This is a genomic window from Luteimonas soli, assembly GCF_042648865.1.
Classification (GTDB): domain Bacteria; phylum Pseudomonadota; class Gammaproteobacteria; order Xanthomonadales; family Xanthomonadaceae; genus Luteimonas; species Luteimonas soli.
Genome location: NZ_JBHRYA010000001.1, coordinates 255563 through 276355 on the forward strand (window position 1 = coordinate 255563; position 20793 = coordinate 276355).

At 65.3% G+C, this 20793-nt stretch carries 19 protein-coding genes and 1 tRNA gene; 18 read left to right on the forward strand and 2 right to left on the reverse strand.

What is annotated here, in order from left to right; all coding sequences use genetic code 11:
- Window positions 1-3: 3 nt before the first annotated feature.
- Together speD and sugE are read left to right on the forward strand one after the other, a co-directional pair.
- Complete coding sequence (gene speD, locus ACFONC_RS01225) at window positions 4-795, forward strand: adenosylmethionine decarboxylase (protein ID WP_386742203.1); 792 nt, start codon at window positions 4-6, stop codon at window positions 793-795.
- A gap of 161 nt (window positions 796-956) precedes the next feature.
- Window positions 957-1274, forward strand: coding sequence for a quaternary ammonium compound efflux SMR transporter SugE (gene sugE / locus ACFONC_RS01230; protein ID WP_386741731.1), 318 nt, complete (start codon window positions 957-959; stop codon window positions 1272-1274).
- Window positions 1275-1394: 120 nt separating this feature from the next.
- Here sugE and coq7 read toward each other — a convergent pair whose 3' ends face one another.
- Complete coding sequence (gene coq7 / locus ACFONC_RS01235) at window positions 1395-2039, reverse strand: 2-polyprenyl-3-methyl-6-methoxy-1,4-benzoquinone monooxygenase (protein WP_386741732.1); 645 nt, start codon at window positions 2037-2039, stop codon at window positions 1395-1397.
- A gap of 275 nt (window positions 2040-2314) precedes the next feature.
- Between coq7 and rplM the strand changes: the two genes are divergently transcribed.
- The 6 genes from rplM (at window position 2315) to maiA (ending at window position 6103) form a co-directional block, all read left to right on the forward strand.
- Window positions 2315-2743 carry a 50S ribosomal protein L13 gene (gene rplM, locus ACFONC_RS01240; RefSeq protein ID WP_386741733.1) on the forward strand — a complete coding sequence of 143 codons (429 nt, stop codon included), beginning with the start codon at window positions 2315-2317 and terminating at the stop codon, window positions 2741-2743.
- Window positions 2744-2746: 3 nt separating this feature from the next.
- Window positions 2747-3139 carry a 30S ribosomal protein S9 gene (rpsI, locus tag ACFONC_RS01245; protein WP_386741735.1) on the forward strand — a complete coding sequence of 131 codons (393 nt, stop codon included), beginning with the start codon at window positions 2747-2749 and terminating at the stop codon, window positions 3137-3139.
- Window positions 3140-3250: 111 nt separating this feature from the next.
- A tRNA-Gln gene (locus ACFONC_RS01250) sits at window positions 3251-3325 on the forward strand.
- A 135-nt stretch (window positions 3326-3460) separates the two neighbouring features.
- Window positions 3461-4201, forward strand: a complete 741-nt coding sequence (locus ACFONC_RS01255; protein ID WP_386741737.1) for a 2OG-Fe dioxygenase family protein — start codon at window positions 3461-3463, stop codon at window positions 4199-4201.
- A 115-nt stretch (window positions 4202-4316) separates the two neighbouring features.
- On the forward strand, window positions 4317-5312 hold the full coding sequence (locus ACFONC_RS01260) for a fumarylacetoacetate hydrolase family protein (protein ID WP_386741739.1): 996 nt from the start codon (window positions 4317-4319) through the stop codon (window positions 5310-5312).
- Window positions 5313-5431: 119 nt separating this feature from the next.
- On the forward strand, window positions 5432-6103 hold the full coding sequence (gene maiA / locus ACFONC_RS01265) for a maleylacetoacetate isomerase (RefSeq protein WP_386741740.1): 672 nt from the start codon (window positions 5432-5434) through the stop codon (window positions 6101-6103).
- Window positions 6104-6323: 220 nt separating this feature from the next.
- Here the strand turns inward: maiA and ACFONC_RS01270 are convergent, their stop codons facing one another.
- Complete coding sequence (locus ACFONC_RS01270; RefSeq protein ID WP_386742204.1) at window positions 6324-7439, reverse strand: PilT/PilU family type 4a pilus ATPase; 1116 nt, start codon at window positions 7437-7439, stop codon at window positions 6324-6326.
- A gap of 91 nt (window positions 7440-7530) precedes the next feature.
- Between ACFONC_RS01270 and ACFONC_RS01275 the strand changes: the two genes are divergently transcribed.
- The 10 genes from ACFONC_RS01275 (at window position 7531) to ACFONC_RS01320 (ending at window position 20790) form a co-directional block, all read left to right on the forward strand.
- Entirely contained in the window at window positions 7531-7917 is a 387-nt protein-coding gene (locus ACFONC_RS01275) for a DUF4398 domain-containing protein (RefSeq protein ID WP_386741741.1), read from the forward strand.
- Window positions 7914-8513: a hypothetical protein gene (locus ACFONC_RS01280; protein WP_386741742.1), complete on the forward strand. Its 600-nt coding sequence runs from the start codon at window positions 7914-7916 to the stop codon at window positions 8511-8513. The genes ACFONC_RS01275 and ACFONC_RS01280 overlap by 4 nt, the downstream gene beginning before the upstream one ends.
- 395 nt (window positions 8514-8908) lie before the next feature.
- On the forward strand, window positions 8909-9127 hold the full coding sequence (locus ACFONC_RS01285) for a YdcH family protein (protein WP_386741743.1): 219 nt from the start codon (window positions 8909-8911) through the stop codon (window positions 9125-9127).
- Window positions 9128-9268: 141 nt separating this feature from the next.
- Window positions 9269-10645, forward strand: a complete 1377-nt coding sequence (locus ACFONC_RS01290) for a pyridoxal-phosphate dependent enzyme (protein ID WP_386741744.1) — start codon at window positions 9269-9271, stop codon at window positions 10643-10645.
- 86 nt (window positions 10646-10731) lie between these two features.
- Entirely contained in the window at window positions 10732-11916 is a 1185-nt protein-coding gene (locus tag ACFONC_RS01295) for a cystathionine gamma-synthase (RefSeq protein ID WP_386741745.1), read from the forward strand.
- Window positions 11913-12761, forward strand: coding sequence for an ABC transporter permease (locus ACFONC_RS01300; protein ID WP_386741746.1), 849 nt, complete (start codon window positions 11913-11915; stop codon window positions 12759-12761). Before ACFONC_RS01295 ends, ACFONC_RS01300 begins: the two co-directional genes overlap by 4 nt.
- 4 nt (window positions 12762-12765) lie before the next feature.
- Window positions 12766-13914: an ABC transporter ATP-binding protein gene (locus tag ACFONC_RS01305; protein ID WP_386741747.1), complete on the forward strand. Its 1149-nt coding sequence runs from the start codon at window positions 12766-12768 to the stop codon at window positions 13912-13914.
- A 42-nt stretch (window positions 13915-13956) separates the two neighbouring features.
- Entirely contained in the window at window positions 13957-15345 is a 1389-nt protein-coding gene (locus tag ACFONC_RS01310) for a methyltransferase domain-containing protein (RefSeq protein WP_386741748.1), read from the forward strand.
- Window positions 15346-15417: 72 nt separating this feature from the next.
- On the forward strand, window positions 15418-18255 hold the full coding sequence (locus ACFONC_RS01315) for a glycosyltransferase family 2 protein (protein WP_386741750.1): 2838 nt from the start codon (window positions 15418-15420) through the stop codon (window positions 18253-18255).
- Complete coding sequence (locus ACFONC_RS01320; protein WP_386741751.1) at window positions 18256-20790, forward strand: glycosyltransferase; 2535 nt, start codon at window positions 18256-18258, stop codon at window positions 20788-20790.
- Window positions 20791-20793: the final 3 nt, after the last annotated feature.

Here is a 20793-nt window from a genome sequence, read left to right on the forward strand (position 1 = left end):
GCCGTGGTCAAGCCGCTGCCACGCTTGAAGCTCCAGGGTTTCAACAACCTCACCAAGGCGCTGAGCTTCAACATCTACGACGTGTGCTACGCCGTCTCCAAGGACGAGCGCCAGCGCTACATCGAGTACATCGACGAGGAATACAACGCCGATCGGCTCACGCAGATCCTCACGGACGTGGCCGAGATCATCGGCGCCAACATCCTCAACATCGCCCGCCAGGACTACGATCCGCAGGGCGCGTCGGTGACGATCCTGATCTCGGAAGAGCCGGTGATCGACAAGGCGGACGCGAAGGGCGTGATCTCCGACGCGGTGGTCGCGCACCTGGACAAGAGCCACATCACCGTCCACACCTATCCCGAGACCCACCCGCAGGAGGGCATCGCGACCTTCCGCGCCGACATCGACGTGGCCACCTGCGGCGTGATCTCGCCGCTGAAGGCCCTGAACTACCTGATCGAGAGCTTCGAGTCGGACATCGTCATCGCCGACTACCGCGTGCGCGGCTTCACCCGCGACATCAAGGGCAAGAAGCACTACATCGACCACAAGATCAATTCGATCCAGGACTTCCTGGCCAAGAACATCAAGACCCGCTTCGAGATGTTCGACGTCAACGTCTACCAGGAAAACATCTACCACACCAAGATGCACCTGAAGGACTTCGACCTGGACCGCTACCTGTTCGAGGAAAAGGCGCGCAACCTGTCGTTCAAGGAGCGGATGAAGATCGAGGCGCTGCTCAAGCGCGAGATCGAGGAGCTGTTCCACGGCCGCAACCTGGTGGCGTAGGGCGGGTTACATCCGGTTCGGGCATGCAGTGGCAGGCTGTATGCCATCACCGACGCGGGACGGCCCGCGCGTGGCGCCGGTGGCGCCGCGACCCATCGGGACCGACGACGGTCCGGCGCGCAAGCCCGGGCCGTTTTGCGTTCCCGGGCAAGGAGTTTTCCATGGCATGGCTTTACCTGTTGCTGGCCGGCGTCTTCGAGATCGGATTCGCGATCGGCCTGAAGTACACCGAGGGCTTCACCCGCCTGTGGCCGAGCGTGGCGACCGCGGTCGCGGCGGCGGTCAGCCTGTGGCTGCTGACCCAGGCGCTGCGCACGATCCCGGTGGGCACGGCCTATGCGATCTGGACCGGTATCGGCGCGGTCGGCGTGGCCACGGTCGGGATCCTGGTGTTCGCCGAAAGCGCTTCCCCGGCGCGGCTGGCGTGCATCGCGCTGATCGTTGCCGGCGTGGTGGGGTTGAAGGCCGTCTCCCCATAGGGCGGGTCTTGACCCGCCTGCGTCGCTGATCACCCTCCTTGCGGGACGGCCGTAGGTCGGGGCTACGCCTCCGATGTCCGCAGCCGAAGATCAAAAGCGCGTCGGGGGCGTAGCCCCGACCTACAGCCGGTAGGCCACGGTCTTCATCAGCTTGGAGGCGGCGGCCATGACCGTGGGGATGGGTTGGGGCAGGATCCGGGCGCCGGCCTGTTCGGCGTTGTCGGCGTGGCGGGCTTCGTCGGCCTTCATCGTGGTCAGGATGGCGCGGCTGCGCAGGTCGGCGCCGGGCAGGGTCTGCAGGTGTTCGTCCAGGTGCGCCTCGACCTGGCGCTCGGTCTCGACCACGAAGCCCAGGTTCCAGCCGTCGCCGCGCAGGCCGGCCAGCACGCCGATGGCGTAGCTGCCCGCGTACCAGACCGGGTTGAGCAGGCTGGGACGGCTGTCGAGCTCGCGCAGGCGGTCGGCGCACCAGGCCAGGTGGTCGGTCTCCTCCTGCGCGGCTTCCATCAGGTGCTCGCGCGTGGCTGGGTCGCGGGCGACCGCGGCCTGGCCCACGTACAGCGCCTGGGCGCAGACCTCGCCGACGTGGTTGATCCGCATCAGGCCGGCGGCGTGGCGGCGCTCGGCGTCGTCCAGGGCGACCTCCGGCGTGTCCCCGGCCGGGTTGTCGCGGGCGGCCGGCGGGTTGCCGAAGACGGTTTCCAGCGCGCGCTGGGTTTCGTCCAGGAGTCGGTCGAGGGGGTGCTGCAGGCGGGTCGTGGGCATGGCGGGGTTCGGTCGGCGTGGAGGGGGCGTCCGGGCGCTGCACGGCGGGGAAAGCCTGGCGGATGCAGCCGACGGCCCATTCTCGCCGCCGGCCCGCCGGGACGCCAGCGAGGGCCGGCCGGCCTCCGCCGCGAGTGATCCGGCGACTTGCGGCGCCCGCGCGGGGCCGGTATCATTCCGCCTCTTTCGTCCCGCAATCACATCGCGAGGCAAAATTCCGCCGCCACGGCGCGCCGGAATCAGCCCGACCAACGACCGAGAACATCAAAGTCGCCATGAAAACCTTCACTGCCAAGAACGAGACCGTCCAGCGTGACTGGTACGTCGTCGACGCCACCGGCAAGACCCTCGGCCGCCTCAGCGCCGAACTCGCGCACCGCCTGCGCGGCAAGCACAAGCCGGTCTACACCCCGCACGTCGACACCGGCGACTACATCGTCGTGATCAACGCCGAGAAGATCCACGTCACCGGCAACAAGCTGGCCGACAAGATGTACCACCGCTTCACCGGGTACATCGGCAACCTCAAGAGCGAAACCCTCGGCCAGGCGCTGGAGCGCCACCCGGAGCGCGTCATCGAGACCGCCGTCAAGGGCATGCTGCCGAAGAATCCCCTCGGCCGCGCGATGTACAAGAAGCTCAAGGTCTACAAGGGTGCCGAGCACCCGCACGCCGCCCAGCAGCCGCAAGTCCTGGATATCTAAGTCATGGCAATCACCCAGAATTACGGCACCGGCCGTCGCAAGTCCTCCACCGCCCGCGTGTTCCTGCGTCGCGGCACCGGCAAGATCACCGTCAACGAGCGTCCGCTGGACGAGTTCTTCGGCCGCGAGACCGCGCGCATGATCGTGCGCCAGCCGCTCGAGCTGACCAAGAACACCGAGTCGTTCGACATCTTCGTCACCGCCAGCGGCGGCGGCACCACCGGCCAGGCCGGTGCGATCCGCCTGGGCATCGCCCGCGCGCTGGTCGAGTACGACGAATCGCTCAAGGGCGAGCTGCGCAAGGCGGGCTTCATGACCCGCGACGCGCGCGAGGTCGAGCGCAAGAAGGTCGGCCTGCACAAGGCACGCCGCGCCACCCAGTTCTCGAAGCGTTAATTCGAAGCGTCAAGCGGATCCGTCCGCACGAGCCCGCGCCGCGATGCGCGGGTTTCCAACCAGAAGCCCGTGCAGCGTGATTCACGGGCTTCCGGTTAGAATCCGGTTCATAGCCCCGTCGCCAAGCGGTAAGGCACCTGACTCTGACTCAGGCATTCGGAGGTTCGAATCCTTCCGGGGCTGCCACTCCACCCGGTCCTGCGCTGCAAGCGCGCGGCACCGGACAAAGCAGGACACGCAAGCCCGCCTCGAGCGGGCTTGCGCATTTCAGGCAGGCCGGTTCTCGCCCGGCTGCGACATCCCGGTCCCCGGAGGCTGTCCATGGTCGCCATCTTCTCCGCCCCGTTCACGCCCGCCGACGCGCTGCTGCCGGCGATGCGCGGCCACGGCTACGCCGTGCTCGCGCCGGATGCCGTGGCCGCGCTGTGCGACGTGGCGGTCGCCGACCTCGATGCCCTGAAGCCCAGCTGGGAGGCGCTGCCACCCGACCGGTACCTGCTCGACGGCGGCAGCTACCGCCGTCGGCGCCACGCCTGCTTCGTGGTCGACGACGGGCGCCTGGAGCGCGCGCCGCATCGCGCGCACTGGCAGTCGAAGGACTACAACGCCCTGCATGGCGGGCTGCGGCGCTGGTTCGAGCCGGTCGACGATGCGGTCGCCGGCAGTGCTGCGTGGTCGCGGCTGTTGCTGGGGCTGTCGGCGCAGGTCTCGCGGCTGCAGGATGCGCGGCCCTGGCATGTCGAGGCGCACCAGTTCCGCATCGACACCAGCGACGGCATCGGCCGCCCCACGCCCGAGGGTGCGCATCGCGACGGCGTCGATTTCGTCGCCGTGCTGCTCGTCGATCGCAGCGGCATCCGCGGCGCCGAGACGCGCGTGTTCGACGCCAACGGCCCGGACGGGCAGCGCTTCACGCTGGAGCAGCCATGGTCGCTGCTGCTGCTCGACGATGCGCGCGTGATCCATGAGTCCACGCCGATCCAGCCGGCCGGCGAGGACGGCGGCCATCGCGACACGCTGGTGCTGACGTGGCGCGCGGGCGGGTTCCAGGGCGACGATTGAGCGCGGGTCGCGGATCACGGGTCGCGGGGCGTCGGGGGCGTAGCCCCGACCTACGGCGTGATGCCAGCAAAAAGTTACAATTGAAACGAATTCCAGAATCCGATCCGGAGTCCCGATGAAACTTGGTTCCCTGAAGGAAGGTGGCCGCGACGGCACGCTCGTCGTCGTCTCGCGCGACCTGTCGCAGGCGGTGCGCGCCACCGGCATCGCGTCGACCCTGCAGCAGGCGCTGGAGGACTGGTCGAACATCGCGCCGCGGCTGGTGGCGTTGTCCGACGCGCTCAACGACGGCACCGCCGACGGCGCCTTCGACCTCGACGTCGCCGCGCTGGCCGCGCCGCTGCCGCGCGCCTACGAGTTCGTCGACGGCAGCGCCTACCTGCCACACGTCGAGCGCGTGCGCCGCGCGCGCGGCGCGCAGGTGCCGGAGAGTTTCTACACCGACCCGCTGATGTACCAGGCCACCAGCGCTGGTTTCAACGGCCCGCGCGACAACGTCAAGGTCGTCGACGAGGGCTACGGCATCGACCTGGAAGCCGAGATCGTGGTGGTCACCGACGACGTGCCGATGGCGGTCACGCCGGAGCAGGCCGCCGCGCACATCCAGCTGGTCGGGCTGGTCAACGACGTCAGCTTGCGCAACCTGATCCCGGGCGAGCTGGCCAAGGGCTTCGGCTTCCTGCAGTCCAAGCCGCGCTCGACGCTGTCGCCGGTGTTCGTCACGCCCGACGAACTGGGCGAGGCGTGGCGTGACAACAAGCTGCACCTGCCGATGCTGACCCACGTCAACGGCGAGTGGTTCGGCGCGCCGGAGGCGGGCGTGGACATGCAGTTCGACTTCTCGCAGCTGGTCGCGCACGTGGCGAAGACGCGGCCGCTCGTCGCCGGCACCATCGTCGGCTCGGGCACCATCGCCAACGAGGACACCAGCCTGGGCGCGTCGTGCTTCGCCGAGAAGCGCACCGTCGAAACCCTGGAGCAGGGCAAGCCGGTGACGCCCTTCATGTCGTTCGGCGATACCGTGCGCATCGAGATGCTCGACGGACAGGGGCGCTCGATCTTCGGCGCCATCGAGCAGCGCATCGAGCGTCAGCCGGTGCCGGAGGCGTGACGCTGGATCGGGCGGCCGAATGGTCGCCTGCCGCGACGGGCGGTATCCCGGCGGCACGGCGTGCACGTTAAGGTGATCGTTTCCGCGCGCAGGCGCGGTCGCATGGGGGGAGCGGGGCGATGACGGCGGACCGGCTGTGCCTGCATTCGTACTGGCGCTCGAGCGCCGCCTATCGCGTGCGCATCGGCCTGAACCTCAAGGGCCTGCCGTACGACATCGTGCCGGTGCACCTGGTGCGGGACGGTGGCGAGCAGCACCTGCCCGAGTACGCGCAGATCAACCCGCAGCAGCTGGTGCCGGTGCTGCAGCACGGCCAACGCCTGCTGCGCCAGTCGCTGGCGATCCTCGAATACCTGGACGAGATGTGGCCGCAACCGCCGCTACTGCCGGCGACCGCGCGCGACCGCGCGCGGGTGCGCGCGCTGGCGCAGCTGATCGCCTGCGACGTGCACCCGCTCAACAACCTGCGCGTGATGCAGTACCTGGAGCGCGACTGGGGCGTGCCGCAGCCCGAGCGCGAGGTCTGGTCGCGGCACTGGATGGCCGAGGGCTTCGCCGCGTTCGAGGCGTTGCTGCAGCACCATCCGTCCACCGGCGAATTCTGCGACGGCGTCGCGCCGGGCATCGCCGACTGCTGCCTGATCCCGCAGGTGTACAACGCGCGCCGGTTCGGCGTCGACCTGACGCCGTACCCGACCATCGTGGGCATCGAAAAGGCCTGCCTGGCGCTGCCCGCGTTCGACGCGGCGCGCCCGGAGCGGCAGCCGGACGCGCCCGGGCAAACGCCCTGAAAAGAAGCAGTGTCGCGACGGATCGCGACGGAACTTTCCGAAGCGACTCCCGCACGGCACGAACTCGCCTCCCCGCTTGCGGGGGAGGATGGGTGGGGGAGTCCTGGCAATCGCGATGTTTCCGAAGCAGCCGGGCAGGGCGGGTCTTGCCCCGCCGCTTGACCGCCTCGCGGTCAGACCCGCCCCACGCGTCATCCCCGAAGTCGGGGTTCCGTGATTCCTACGCCGAACCGCCGCCTTCGAACACGTCCGCGTAGGGATCATGCTCGCCGCTGCCGCCCTCGGAGAAGCGGAACTTCAGCGCCAGTCCGTCGCGCGAGTCGGCGGCGCGCAGCGCGGTTTCGCGCTCGATCCTGCCTTCCTTGTAGAGCCGGAACAGGCACTGGTCGAACGACTCCATGCCTTCCTCCAGCGACTCTTCCATCGCCTGCTTGACCTCGTGCACGTGGCCGCGGCGCAGCAGGTCGCGGATCACCGGGGTATTGATCATCACCTCGGTCGCCGGCATGCGGCGGCCGTCGGTGCCCACCACCAGTCGCTGCGACACCACCGCCTTCAGGTTCAGCGCCAGGTTCATCAGCACGTTCTTGTGCGCGGCCTCGGGGAAGAAGTTGAGGATGCGTTCGATGGTCTGGTCGGCGTTGTTGGAGTGCAGGGTGGCCAGGCAGATGTGGCCGGTCTCGGCGAACGCGATCGCGGCCTCCATCGTGGTCGCGTCGAGGATCTCGCCGATCAGGATCACGTCCGGCGCCTCGCGCATCGCGTTCTTCAGCGCGTTGTGGAAGGCGTGGGTGTCCAGGCCGACCTCGCGCTGGTTGACGATGGATTTCTTGTGCCGGTGCAGGTATTCGATCGGATCCTCGATGGTGAGGATGTGGCCGGCGGTGCTGGAATTGCGGTAGTCGATCATCGACGCCAGCGTGGTCGACTTGCCCGAACCGGTGGAGCCGACGATCAGCACCAGCCCGCGCGGGGCCATGATGATTTCCTTGAGCACCTGCGGCAGCTGCAGCTCCTCGATGCTGGGGATGGTGCTGCGGATCGCGCGGATCACCATGCCCACTTCGCCGCGCTGCTTGAACACGTTGACGCGGAAGCGTCCCGAGTCCTGCAGCGACAGCGCCATGTTCAGTTCCAGGTCGCGTTCGAACTGCGGCACCTGGCCCTCGTCCATCAGCGAGTAGGCGATCTTCTTGACCATGCCCTGCGGCAGGCCGGTGTTGCCGAGCGGATAGAGCTTGCCCTCGACCTTGATGTACACGGGCGCGCCGGTCGTCAGGAACATGTCCGACGCGTTCTTTTCCGTCATCAGCTTCAGGAAATAGCCGATGTCCATGAGCGAACCCCTACTGCCAGGCATGGAATCGTTGCGATTCCGCCGGATGCTGATGACAATGGCCGCGGATCCCCGGGAGCGCGACCCCCCAATGGCCACAAGCTTCGCACAAATCAGATCGGGCCTGCAGGTCCTTGCGTTCGCAACCGTGCTGGCGCTCACGGCTTGCGCGAGCCTGCCGCCGCCCACGGCGGAACTGGCGACCGCGCAGCAGGCCGTGGCCCGCGCCGGGGACGCCGACGCCGACCAGTACGCGGCCGACGAAGTCTCCCAGGCCCGACGCGCGCTGGAACTGGCGCAGGCGGCGATGGCCCAGGGCCGCGAGGACGAGGCGCGCTCACTGGCGGTCCAGGCCGCGGCGGTCGCCGACCTCGCGCATGCCTACAGCCGCAGGGCCGTGGCCGACACAGAACTGGCGCAGCGCCGCGCCGAGATCAGCCAGCTCAGGTCCCGCCTCGGGATGGAGGGCGGACAATGAAGTACCTGTCGATCGGCCTGGCCGCGCTGCTGCTGGCCGCGCCCCTGGCGCAGGCAGCCGACAATCCGGACGTGCTGCGCCTGTCGCAGCGCCTGCAGGCGCTGGACGCGGACCCCGGCACGACCCACGTTGCCGCCTACGAGCGGCTGCAGGCCAGGCAGGCGCTGCAGGCGCTTGAACAGGCACGCAGCTCCGACCGCCCGGCCGCGCTGAAGGTGGCGCAGGCGCGGGTGGAGACGGCCGAAGTCGCCGCGCAAACCGCCGTCACCCAGCGTGAGATCGACCGGCTTGATCGCGAGCGCAGCGAGCTGCTGGTCGAAGCCAGCCGCCGCGACGCGGACCGCGCGCGCCGGGAGGCCGAGCGCCTGCGCATCCAGGCCCAGATCCAGGCCGAGGAAGCCGCGCGCCTGCGCGAGCAGGCCGACGCGGCAACGACCGCGCAGGCCGAGGCGGAGGGCGCGCTGGACAGCGTCGCCAGCGGCCAGGCCGCCCGGCTGCGCGCCGCCCGCCAGCGTGCCGCCGAGCTGGCCCGGCAGGAGGCCGAGCTGATGCGCGACGTGCCGCCCGCACCGGAAGAGGCCGACGACAAGCCCTGATCCCGGGGAATGTTCGATTTCCGTAAATTTCCGTTAAATTTCAATTGCTTGCGGATTGAAAAAGTCAGGCCGCGTAGCCGCCTGGCGCGCAGTCCGGGCCGCCGGACCAAGGGTTGACCCCAGGCGAATCAGCACCTTGCGCCATACGCTTGCCGCCCCCGGATCGGGGGAGTAGGGTCGGATACCCAAGCGACCGATCATTCCGATCAGGGTCGCTTGGCTGACCCAGAGCCGCGACGACATGATTCAGCTGCACAAGCCTCGGGAGCGCGCCGCCGGAAGTGGTTTCCGGCCCGGTGCCCCGAAGGTGCTGGTGCCGATCGCCCTGCTCGATGATCCCGGAACGCCCCGTGCCCATGCCCGGGGCGTTCGTTTTTGTGCTGAAGGAGGCTTCCATGTTTGAAGGGCAACCGCAGTCCGAACTCGACGCTCTGTTCAAGGCGAACCCGGAGTTCCGCCAGCTCTACCACCACCACAAGGAACTGGACAAGAAGGTCCTCGACGCCGAACTCGGCGTGCTGCCAATGGACGACAGCACCCTGCTGCAGATGAAGCGGGAGAAGCTGGCCGCCAAGGATCGCCTTTCGCGCCTGTTCGAGACCCTGCAGAACTAGTCCACACCGCCTCATTCGCGGGCGGCGGCGGCCATCCTCGTCGGTCGTCGTCGTCCGCGATCTCCCGGGCCTGCCGGGTCGTGCCTGGCAGGCCCCGTGACGATGCGATAATCGCGCTCCGTGCCCACCCGCGAGCGCAGCATGCCGATCCATTCGTCCGTCCTCGAACTCATCGCCGATACGCCCATCGTCAAGGCCCGGCGCCTGGATGCCGGCGCCTGCGAGCTGTACCTGAAGCTCGAGAACCACAACCCCGGCGGTTCGATCAAGGACCGCATCGGCATGAGCATGATCGAGGCCGCCGAGAAGCGCGGCGACATCAAGCCCGGCGACACCCTGGTCGAGGGCACGGCCGGCAATACCGGCATCGGCCTGGCGCTGGTCGCGCAGCAGAAGGGCTACAAGCTCGTCCTGGTGGTCCCGGACAAGATGAGCCGGGAGAAGATCTTCAACCTCAAGGCGATGGGCGCGGAAGTCGTGCTCACCCGTTCGGACGTGGCCAAGGGCCACCCTGACTATTACCAGGACCTGGCCGAACGCATTGCCCGCGAAACGCCCGGCGCCTACTTCATCAACCAGTTCGGCAACCCGGACAACCCGGCCGCGCACGAGCACGGCACGGGGCCGGAGATCCTGCGCCAGATGGCCGAGGTAGGCGGCGTGGATGCGGTGGTGTTCGGCTGCGGGAGCTCCGGCACGATGAGCGGGTTGTCGCGCTGCTTCGAAAAGCATGCGCCGGACGTCGAGATGATCCTCGCCGACCCGGTCGGCTCGATCCTCGCCGAGTACATCAACGAGGGCACGCTGAGCGACAAGTCGGCCAGCTGGATGGTCGAGGGCATCGGCGAGGACTTCCTGCCGACCATCTCCGATTTCAGCCGGGTGAAGAAGGCCTACGCAATCAGCGACAAGGAAAGCTTCCTCGCCGCGCGCGAGCTGCTGGAGAAGGAGGGCATCCTCGGCGGCTCGTCCACCGGCACCCTGCTGGCGGCCGCGCTCAAGTACTGCCGCGAGCAGGCCACGCCGAAGAAGGTGCTGCTGTTCGTCTGCGACACCGGCAACAAGTACCTGTCCAAGCTCTACAACGACTACTGGATGCTGGACAACGGCTTCCTCGAACGCGAACAGCACGGCGACCTGCGCGACCTGATCCTGCGCCCGTACTCGCAGAAGGACACCGTGGTGGTCGCGCCAACCGACCTGCTGGTCACCGCCTACCAGCGGATGAAGCTGTACGAGATCTCGCAGCTGCCTGTGATGGACGGCGACCGCATCGTCGGCATCCTCGACGAGTCCGACGTGTTGCTGCACGTCTACGGCGACGAGGCCCGCTTCCGCGACCCGGTCTCGACCGCGATGGTCAGCAAGCTGGAGGTCATGGACGTCAAATCGCCGATCGAGGCCCTGCTGCCGGTCTTCGACCGCGGCCAGGTGGCGATCGTGACCGATGGCGACCATTTCCTCGGCCTGATCACCCGGATCGACCTGCTGAACTACCTGCGCCGGCGGGTTCAGTAACCGGCCCGTCGCCCCCGTCGTGAAGGCGGGCGGCTACCGGCGCGGTGGTAGAATTCACGGTTGCATCCGCTGATTCGACGGGTTTCATGAACAACGACAACGGCGCGGCTCCGGCCGGCTCCCCCGATTGGGGCCTGGGCACCAAGGCCATCCATGCCGGACAGGCCCCGGACCCCAGCACCGGCGCGGTGATGCCGCCGATCTACGCCACCTCGACCTACGCCCAGGCCAGCCCGGGCGTGCACCAGGGCTTCGAGTACTCGCGCACCCACAACCCCACCCGCTTCGCCTACGAGCGCTGCGTGGCCGGGCTCGAAGGCGGCAGCCGCGGCTTCGCCTTCGCCTCGGGCATGGCGGCGACGGCGACCGTGCTGGAGCTGCTCGACAGCGGCGACCACGTGATCGCCATGGACGACCTGTACGGCGGCACCTACCGCCTGTTCGAGCGGGTGCGCCGACGCAGCGCCGGGCTGGACTTCAGCTTCGTCGACCTCACTGACCCCGCCGCCTTCGAAGCCGCGATCGGCCCGAAGACCAAGCTGGTCTGGGTGGAGACGCCGACCAACCCGATGCTCAAGGTCGTCGACCTCAAGGCCATCTCCGCCATCGCGAAGAAGCACGGCGTGCTGATGGTGGCCGACAACACCTTCGCCTCGCCGATGCTGCAGCGCCCGCTCGAGCACGGCGCCGACATCGTCATGCACTCGGCCACCAAGTATCTCAACGGCCACTCCGACATCGTCGGCGGCATGCTGGTGGTCGGCGACAACGCCGAGTTGGCCGACAAGCTCGCCTTCCTGCAGAACTCCGCCGGCGCGGTGCAGGGCCCGTTCGACAGCTTCCTCGCCCTGCGCGGCCTCAAGACCCTGCACCTGCGGATGAAGGCGCACTGCGAGAACGCGCAGGCGCTGGCGGAATTCCTCCAGTCCCACCCTGCGGTCGCCGAAGTGATCTACCCCGGCCTGGAGTCGCATCCGCACCACGAGCTCGCGAAGCGCCAGATGGATGGCTTCGGTGGCATGCTCTCGATCCGCCTCAAAGGCGCCTTCGAAGCGGCGAAGCGGTTCTGCGAACGCACGCAGCTGTTTACCTTGGCCGAATCGCTGGGCGGCGTCGAAAGCCTGGTCAACCACCCAGCCGTAATGACGCATGCGAGCGTGCCGGTGGAGAGCCGGAAGCGGCTTGGGATCGGGGATGAGCTGGTGCGGTTGAGCGTGGGGGTGGAGTCGGTCGCAGACCTGCGCTCGGATCTGGAAGACGCGCTGTCGTGAGCGTACATGACCAGAGTACGGAAGGGGTGTTGCGGGCGCCAGAGCGCGGGTTGTCCATGCACTCGCTGTTTCGCGATCTGGCGGCAAGCCTGCGCAACCCGGAGTTCTGGGCACTGTCGAGCTGGCTGGATATCGTAGTGCGTAATCGGCAGTCGCGACTCGGCATTTTCTGGTTGATGTCGCCTGCGATCGTTTACATATGGGGCATGGGTAGTTTTTTCGCCAGCATGATGCATATGCCTCTGTCCGGTTTTGCGGCCTACGTGGCGGTGGGATACCTTGTTTTCCGGGTAGTCAACAGCGCCATGGTCGAGTCCACAGGGACTTTGGCTGCATCGGCACCCTTTATCCTCGATGGACACGTCAGGCTTACCGATTTCGTACTGAAGGTAATCGCGACATCCTCGTTCCACTTTCTGATTTCGCTTCCGGTCGCCGTGCTGGCCTTGGCGATCTACCCCGACCTGCATTGGCTTGGGTTGTTGTTCAGCTTGGTGTCGTTGCCGATCGTCATTCTCAATGCACTATGGGTAGGCGTCGTGTTCGCGCTGATCGGTGCCCGATTCCCTGATCTGCGACACTTGGTCAGCAACATTTTCATGTTTGCCTTTCTGCTTACGCCGATCATCTGGCATGCGGACAACATGCCGCCGGGCAGCCTCCGCGGCACGCTGATGAGGTTCAACCCCTTCTACCACCTCGTAGAGCTGGTGCGGGCGCCGATCCTGGGGCAGTCGATCGACGCATCGACACCCATGTATCTCGCAGTGATGACGATCGGCGGCTGGATCATCGCTGTTGTCGCGTACCGCCGCTATGCACGCTACGTGCCGCTTTGGGTGTAAGACCATGACGACAGCTGGCATCGTGCTTGAAGGGATATCGCTATCGGTGCCCTTGTACGTACAACCTGAGCGACGCGCACGCAGCTGGATTGCGATGCTGACGGGTGCGGCGTTCGATCCGCCGAGGCGTGTGCAAGCCCGCATTCTCGACGACATCAGCTTCCAGGCCGGCGAGGGTGATCGCGTTGCGATTCTCGGTCGTAATGGCGCCGGCAAATCGACGCTGCTTCGAGTGCTCAATGGTGTCTATCCGCCAACTGCCGGCGCGATGCGCGTGAATGGCAGTTGCCAAGCGCTGTTGAACATGTCGCTGGGCTTCAGCGGCGAGGCAACCGTCCGCGAGAACATCTTCCTTCGCGGAACGGCTATGAGACTGAAGGCAGCCGATATGCGGGACAAGATCGAGTCGATCCTGGAGTTCGCGGGACTTCAAGAGAAGTCCAGCCACCGCCTTCGTACCCTTTCGTCCGGCCAGAAGATGCGCCTGGGTTTCGCGATTTCGACGAGCGTCCAGCACGACATCATCCTGATGGACGAGTGGGTCGGTTCAGGCGATTCGGATTTCATGGCGAAGGCGACCGCGCGAATGCAGGATCGCATGGGTGGCAGCAAGATCGTGGTGCTGGCCAGCCATAGTGTTGGCCTGCTGCGGGACATCTGCAACAAGGGGATCGTACTGGAGCAGGGGAAGCTGGTGTATGCAGGCGATATCCTGCCTGCGCTCCAGCACTACCATGGTCTGATGTCGATGCTGCGGATGCAGGATCCGGAAGGCCAGGAGACGAGCAGTGCGGGAGGACAGCTTGTATACGGTTGTGCGGAGGCCATCTCGTTCGAGGATGGGCTTGTCCTGGTGCGCGGATGGATCACGAGCACGAACGGCGAGCCACCGCAGGGCTTGGCACTGGAAGTTGGCGGCGAGCGTTACCAGTCGGTTGGGCTCGAGCGCAACAAGCGACCCGACGTGATGCGGCATTTTGGGCTGGGCGATCCACAATGCGGATTCATCGCTCGCTTCGAGATGGAAGGGATCACCGCGCTATCAGAGCTCGGGGAGAAAGTTCGAGTGCTGGGCGGTATGAGCGTGGAACGCCCGAGTACTCCGCTACGTGTTGCCCCGGCCGTGACCACTGCATTGAAAGGCGCCCATTAGCCGTATCGTCGGCATACCCCGGAACACTGGTTCGAGAGAAGCATGGCTCAATATCAATCCTTTCCAGACGCTGCGGGTGACTCACGCACGCTGGACAAGCTCAAGGCGCTCAAGCTTCCCGACCTGAAGGGCAAGAGCTTCCTGGACATAGGGTGCAACGAAGGTTTTTTCTGCGGCTTCGCCAGTTATCAAGGCGCGGCGCGTTCCGTTGGCATCGACAGCTCGCGGCCCTTTATCCAGCGTGCCAGCCGCCGGTTTCCGGAATGCGAGTTCCACCAGCAGAGCTGGGAGGAGCTGCCGGCTGGCCCGTTCGACGTGATCCTGCTGGCATCAGCCCTGCATTACGCCGATGATCAAGCTGAGTTGTTGCATCGACTGGTTGAGCGCCTCGGCCCCGACGGGCTGCTGGTACTTGAGCTGGGCATCGCCTCTTCCGAGAAAAGCGAATGGATCCGGATCAAGCGTGGCATCGATGAGCGCTACTTTCCGTCGATGCCGAAGCTGCGCGAGGTGCTCGTCGATTACGCATGGAAGTGGATGGGTCGCAGTATTTCCCAGGACGGAGATCCTATTGGGCGCCATGTGATCCACATCAGTCGTCGCAGACCCGTCGCCTATTTGTTGATGCAGCCGCCAGGCTATGGCAAGAGCAGCATTGCTTCGCGCTTGTTCGTTCCCGCCGGTGTGCCGGTGATCTCTGGCGACCAACAACTCAGCCAGGTTGCCGAAGGCAAGCTCGCGGCAAGCGAGCGGCTGGGCGCGATCATCAAGAATGACTACTCGCCGTTCCGGATCGACGAGATGATCAGGCAGATATTCGAGCGGGGTCTTGGTGGTGACTTGGTGGATCTGTGGGCTGCGCAAGGGGGAGATGGGGATTTTACCTTGGATGCCTACGTGCCGCCGGAAGAGCACGCATCGGTGGAGAAGGCCTTCGTTGCGCTTGGATACCTGCCGGTGCAGTTGCATTGGGACCGGGTCGGCCCCCGACTACTGCCCGCGGAGACTCTGGGCGAACGCGCAGATGCCTTTTACCTGTCGCTGGTCGATGCAGCCTCGACCAGCCCGGACGCGACAACCGGCGGATGCGGCGACGATGGTCTGGGTTTCGTAGACGATCTATCGCTGCAGGATGGACAGCTGGCGGTACGCGGGTGGGCGATCGATTCCACCGGGGCGATGCCTCCGAAACTGGGCATACGCATCGGCCGCAAGACGACCATTGTCGATGTGTTCGACAAGCAGTCGCGCCCCGACGTGCAACGTCACCTGGGGTTGCCGCATGCGCTGGTTGGTTACCGGTTCACCGTAGATGCGCCAGGGCTCCGCCACGTTGCCGATCTGGGTGCGGATTTCGAGGTATTCATTCCATCCGCTGCGTCGTTCGCGTTTGCCCGCCCATTGACACAGATGTTGGCTGGACGCGAGTGATTTGGACTGCCGTGCCCTCGGGCGATGTCGGGTTCGGAGGCGAATGCCAGAATCCCGCGGGATAATGAGCCAATGATGGAATCACTTCAGGCCACCAACGACACTGATAATTGCTGGGTTGACGTGATGCGGCCCGAGGGAACAGGTCCGCTGGCGGGTTGGTACCAGTTGCAATCGATCACCAACGTTGGGGGCGGGGAATGGGTCGCCGATCGCATTCGTTCCGCCGATGGCAAGGTACAGCCGGTTCGACTGTCTTCCCTTGCGAGCAGGTCGAGATCGATCGTTCTGTTTACCCATGAGGCAGCGTGGGTCCAACTACGTGTCGTCAGTGGCGAAGGTGTTGCGGCCAGGTCTGGTTTGAAGTTCCGCAGGATTGGTCGCGTCCGGGCATTCGCGGTCATGCTGGAGATGATCGGCGTGCATGCTGCCGGAGGCGTCCGCGCTGCCTTGGGGGCAGCAGGCGATTTCATCCGCACCGCGATCGTGTATGGCGTTTCTGCAGGCGCCGAAGGATTGCATGCATGCTACCGGATGGTGATCGGCGAAGGCGCACCCGTCGAGTTGCATCCGGCGCAAGTGTGGCGACTGAGGCGCAGGGCTTGGTGGCCAAGATCGGATCGGTTGCTATTGACGCCGATCGCGCAACTTGTCGCCAAAGCCTCACCCTTGGGAGGGGTGACCTGGGAGGCCACTACAGGCAAGCCGCGGTTCGGGATCACCCGCATGGATGGTTCCGCGCCGATCCTGAAAGCAGGCTGGTATCGATTGACGGGGAGGCTCACGGCGAGTACGGGGAGGATCGTCGCGCCATGCTTTTACCTGAACTACGCTACCGGCAAGGCGCAGCCGTTGCCGGTCCAGATCCGGGTGCACGAGCCAGGAGTTGATGGTCGGGTCGATATGTCGATCCGGTTCACGCATGACGTCAGTGCATTGCGCTTCGACCCCTCCACGGGACCTGCTCGCTTCACCATCGGCGGCTTCCAGCTTCGGAGGATGGGGCGGCCAGAATGGATGTCGCGCTTGTTGGCCGGACTTTGCGACGAAGATGGCCGTCGCGACTGGCCCGCCATCGTTGCCAGCGCGACAGATATGTCTCGTCTTGCCGCACAGGGCCGATTGCGTTCCGCCGGAGAACTGCTGGCCGAACGATACATCGAGACCAGCCAGCGTCATGCAGGCAGCTACGCCGCATGGGTGCGCAAGTACGACACGTTGTCCGTCGCGGATCGTGAAGCGATGACCTCCCGCGGCCAGGCGCTGGCGGTGGATGGGCCAAAGATCTCGCTCCTTGTGCCTGTCTACCAGACGCCTGAGCGCTGGTTGCGATCCTGCTTGGACAGCGTGTTGGCGCAGGCTTATCCGAACTGGGAGTTGTGCATCGCAGACGATGCCTCGCCCTCACCGCACGTGCGCGAAGTGCTGGAAGAATACCAGCGACGGGATGCACGGATCCGCGTTCGCTTGCGCAAGGACAACGGGCATATCTCCGAAGCTTCCAACACTGCATTGGACATGGCGTGCGGTGATTACGTCGGTTTGCTCGACCACGACGACGAGTTGCGTCCGCATGCGCTGTTGGAGGTGGTCGAGGCCATCGTCGCGCGGCCAGGCTTAGAATTGATTTACTCCGACGAGGACAAGATTGACGAGGCTGGTCGCCGCTTCCAGCCCTACTTCAAGCCGGAGTGGAATCCCGACCTTCTCCTGTCTCAGAACTACGTTTGTCACTTCACAGTGATCCGGACACTGCTTGCACGGAACGTGGGTGGTTTCCGGAAGGGGTTCGAAGGCAGCCAGGACCACGACCTGATTCTGCGCTGCAGTCGGGAAATCCAACCGTGGCAGATCCATCATGTCCCCAGGGTGCTATATCACTGGCGTGCGATCGCCGGATCGACCGCTCTCGAAAGGAAATCGAAGGACTATGCATCATCGGCTGGAGTGTGCGCTGTCAGGGAGTACGTGCGTGGGATCGCTCCACACGCGAGCGTCGATGAACTGCCCCATGGCCACTATCGCGTTCGCTGGCCGGTACCGCAGCCTGCACCGAAGGTCAGCCTGATCATCCCTACCCGGGACCGCGTTGGCCTGCTGCGAACCTGTGTGGAAAGCTTGCTGGCCAAAACCGGATATCCGAACTTCGAATTGGTGGTGGTCGACAACCAATCATACGAACTCGATGCGTTGGCCTATCTGGACGAGCTGCGCTCGCGCGAGCGTGTGAAAGTGCTCAAGTACGACGCGCCCTTCAACTACTCGGCGATCAACAACTGGGCGGCAGCACACTGCGATGGCGAGTTGCTCTGCATGCTCAACAATGACATCGAAGCCATCAATGGAGACTGGCTCGACGAGATGGCCGGCTTCGCATGCAGGCCCGATATCGGTGCGGTTGGTGCGATGCTCTACTACCCGGATGACAGCATCCAGCACGCGGGCGTCATTCTTGGGTTGGGAGGGGTCGCCAATCACGCTTACTGCCATCAGCCGGCGGATTTCCCGGGACACGGCGCACGTGCCCTGGTCGCGCAGAACCTGTCGGCGGTGACTGGAGCCTGCCTGCTGGTGCGTCGGGAGGTCTTTGAGCAGGTCGGAGGACTCGACGAGCGCCTGCGGATCACCTTCAACGATATCGATTTTTGCCTGCGCGTGCGCGAAGCGGGATACCGCAATGCATGGACGCCATTCGCGACCCTGTATCACCATGAGTCCGCATCGCGCGGAGCAGACGATACATTGGAGAAGGTAGCGCGTTTCCGGCGCGAAGTAGCGCTGATGCGTGAACGCTGGAGCACCATTCTCGACAACGATCCCGCCTACAATCCCAACCTGTCGATTGACATCGCAGATACGGCCTCGCAACTCGCTTTCCCGCCGCGCCAAAGCCGCTGGGTCGGAGGTTAGATGCCCGTCGACGCCCTGGATGTGATCCCGCTTGCCGTCCTCGATCCCGCGCTGGGACGTACTGGCGCGCATAACAGGGGATTCGCAGAAATGATGGCCGCCCGCGCCAGTGGGCCATTGTGCTTCTGGTGCAGCACTGACATTTCCGACGCGTATCGGCAGGCACTGGCGGTGCGCGGGGTCAACGCGGTACCGGTATTCAACCTTGATTTCTATCGTCTGGTGCACGAGCCGGGCGGCATCGCTGAGCATTGGGACTGGATCTATCGTCTTGCACTGGACTACCAGGGTGCACTGCGCCAGGTCGTTGAGCGCTGGCCCGGACAACCGGTTCGCGTGCTCCATCACACGTTGTCGTGGGAGCACGCCTCGGCGTTGTCGATCGCGATCCAGTTGCTGGGTGATGCCGGAACCCAACTCGATCACCTGGCCCTGCTGATGTACTCGCCCGGCGTGACGGCCGACGGCAGGTTGCTGGATTCATCCAGGCGCCTGAATTTCAGGTTGGCATTCTCGGCGTTGGCGAGAATGCCCAATGTTTCCCTGTACGCCGCCTGCAGCGAGTATGCGGCGGCCTACGCCAGGTTGCTGGACAAGGCGGAACCGCTGCAGGTGCACCCATGCTTTCTCGGTGATTGGCGCCAGAGGCCTGCGCGCGCTGAACGATCCACTGGATTGGTCCTGGCCTATGTCGGCGAGATCAAGCAGGAAAAGGGCTTTATCGATCTCCCTGAGCGCCTTGCCGCGATGCTGCGCGATAGCGAGTGTCGGGACCAGCGCTTCGTGGTTCAGGTCACCGAAGCCCGGACACCGACAGCTCGCGAGATCCTTGGCAAGCTGCACGCCGTGGCAGTAGTCGACCCCAGGATCGACTTGCACGATGGCTACTGGCGTGACGAACAGCTTCACGAATGGCTCTCCATGGCGAGCGCCTTGTGTCTTGACTACGACGCCCGCGCGTACTCCCACAAGACCTCGGGTCTGTTGTGGCTGGCCGCATGGCATGGCCTGCCCGTACGTGTGCCGGCCGGAAGCTGGCTGGATCGCGAAGCCCGCCGCCTCGGGACACCCAGAATTCCGTCGGATCGGCCACCGCTGCCGAGGTTCGCACGTCGAGACAAAGGCGCGGTGACCCCGGGATACTTCGAGACGATCTTTGCGCCGTTCGATGAATGGGTTCGAGCGCGCCCCCTCGCCGTGCCCACGCTCCGCCCTGCATCGCAGCTGGGCGTGGTCGAGGCTGGCGGACAGGTGGAAGCCGATATCCGCGAGGCGCGAGGGCAGGCCGCCAGGCGTATGGCCCGTCCGCTCATGGAGAACGAGGGTGGTATTGACGTGGTCCTGTTCTGGAAGCAGAACGACTCCACGCTTTACGGTCGCCGCAGCGACATGGTGGCCCGTTATCTCGCGTCGAGGCGGGACGTGCGCCGGGTCATGGTGGTCGATGCCCCGATATCCGAAGCCCGGCTTGCGGAGCTTGCTTCTGGTGACAGCATCGACCAGCAGCGTTGGATATACGAACGAACACTGGAGAAGCTGCGGGGTTCATACGACATCGATGGTGTCATGCATAGGGTGCTCGTCTACCCCTCTGTGCTCTTCGCCCCGGATTCACATGAATGGGCGACGCCGGATTTCGTCGAGGCCTATGCCGAATTCCTGGCCAACGAGTTCGAACTTGAAGGGATCGATCCAGGCCGGTCGGTGTTCTGGATCTATCCGCGGGATTACAGCATGCCGGCGCTTCTGCAGCGATTTGCACCGGCGTACACCGTCGTGGACGTAGTGGACGACCATCGGACCTGGCCGGGTGTTTCCGTTGCGGACAAGCAGCGGCTTGGCGACAACTATCGCGACTTGCTGGCTGGGGCCGATCTCGCTCTGGCCAACTGCGAGGCGGTGCGCTCATCGATGAAGCAGTTCCATGAAGACATCCAGCTGGTACCCAATGGGTGCGACGAGGCTCGGCCGCCTTCCCATGGCGTCGAAGCACATGAAGGCTTGGCGGAGATCGAAGCGCATGTCGGGAAGGTCATCGGTTTCGTCGGAAACCTCGAGGCGAAGATCGACATCGGATTGCTGGAAAGCGTCGCACGGCGATTCCCGGAGCATCTGCTGGTGCTCGTGGGCTCCACGCATGCGAATCCGCGTGTGCGCACGTTGCTGCGCCACCCGAACGTGCGCCTGCCGGGCGTAGTGCCTTACGATCAGCTGGGGGCTTGGCTCTCGCGTTTCGACGTGGGGTTGATCCCACATCTGGACATGGAACTTACGCGCCATATGAATCCTCTCAAGGCTCACGTCTACCTCAGCTGGGGCGTGCCAGTGGTTTCCACGGCGGTTGCAAACGTGGACGCCGACGGCGAGCTGGTGCGCATGGCGGTCAGCCATGGGGCTTTCCTCCATCAGGTTGAGACGACGCTGGCTGCGCCGCCACCGAATCCAGGGCGATTCCGTGATCATGTGGCAGCGAACGGGTGGCGCGCGCGCCTGGAGCACCATGTCGACATGCTTGGCTTCGATCAGGTGCGATAGGAC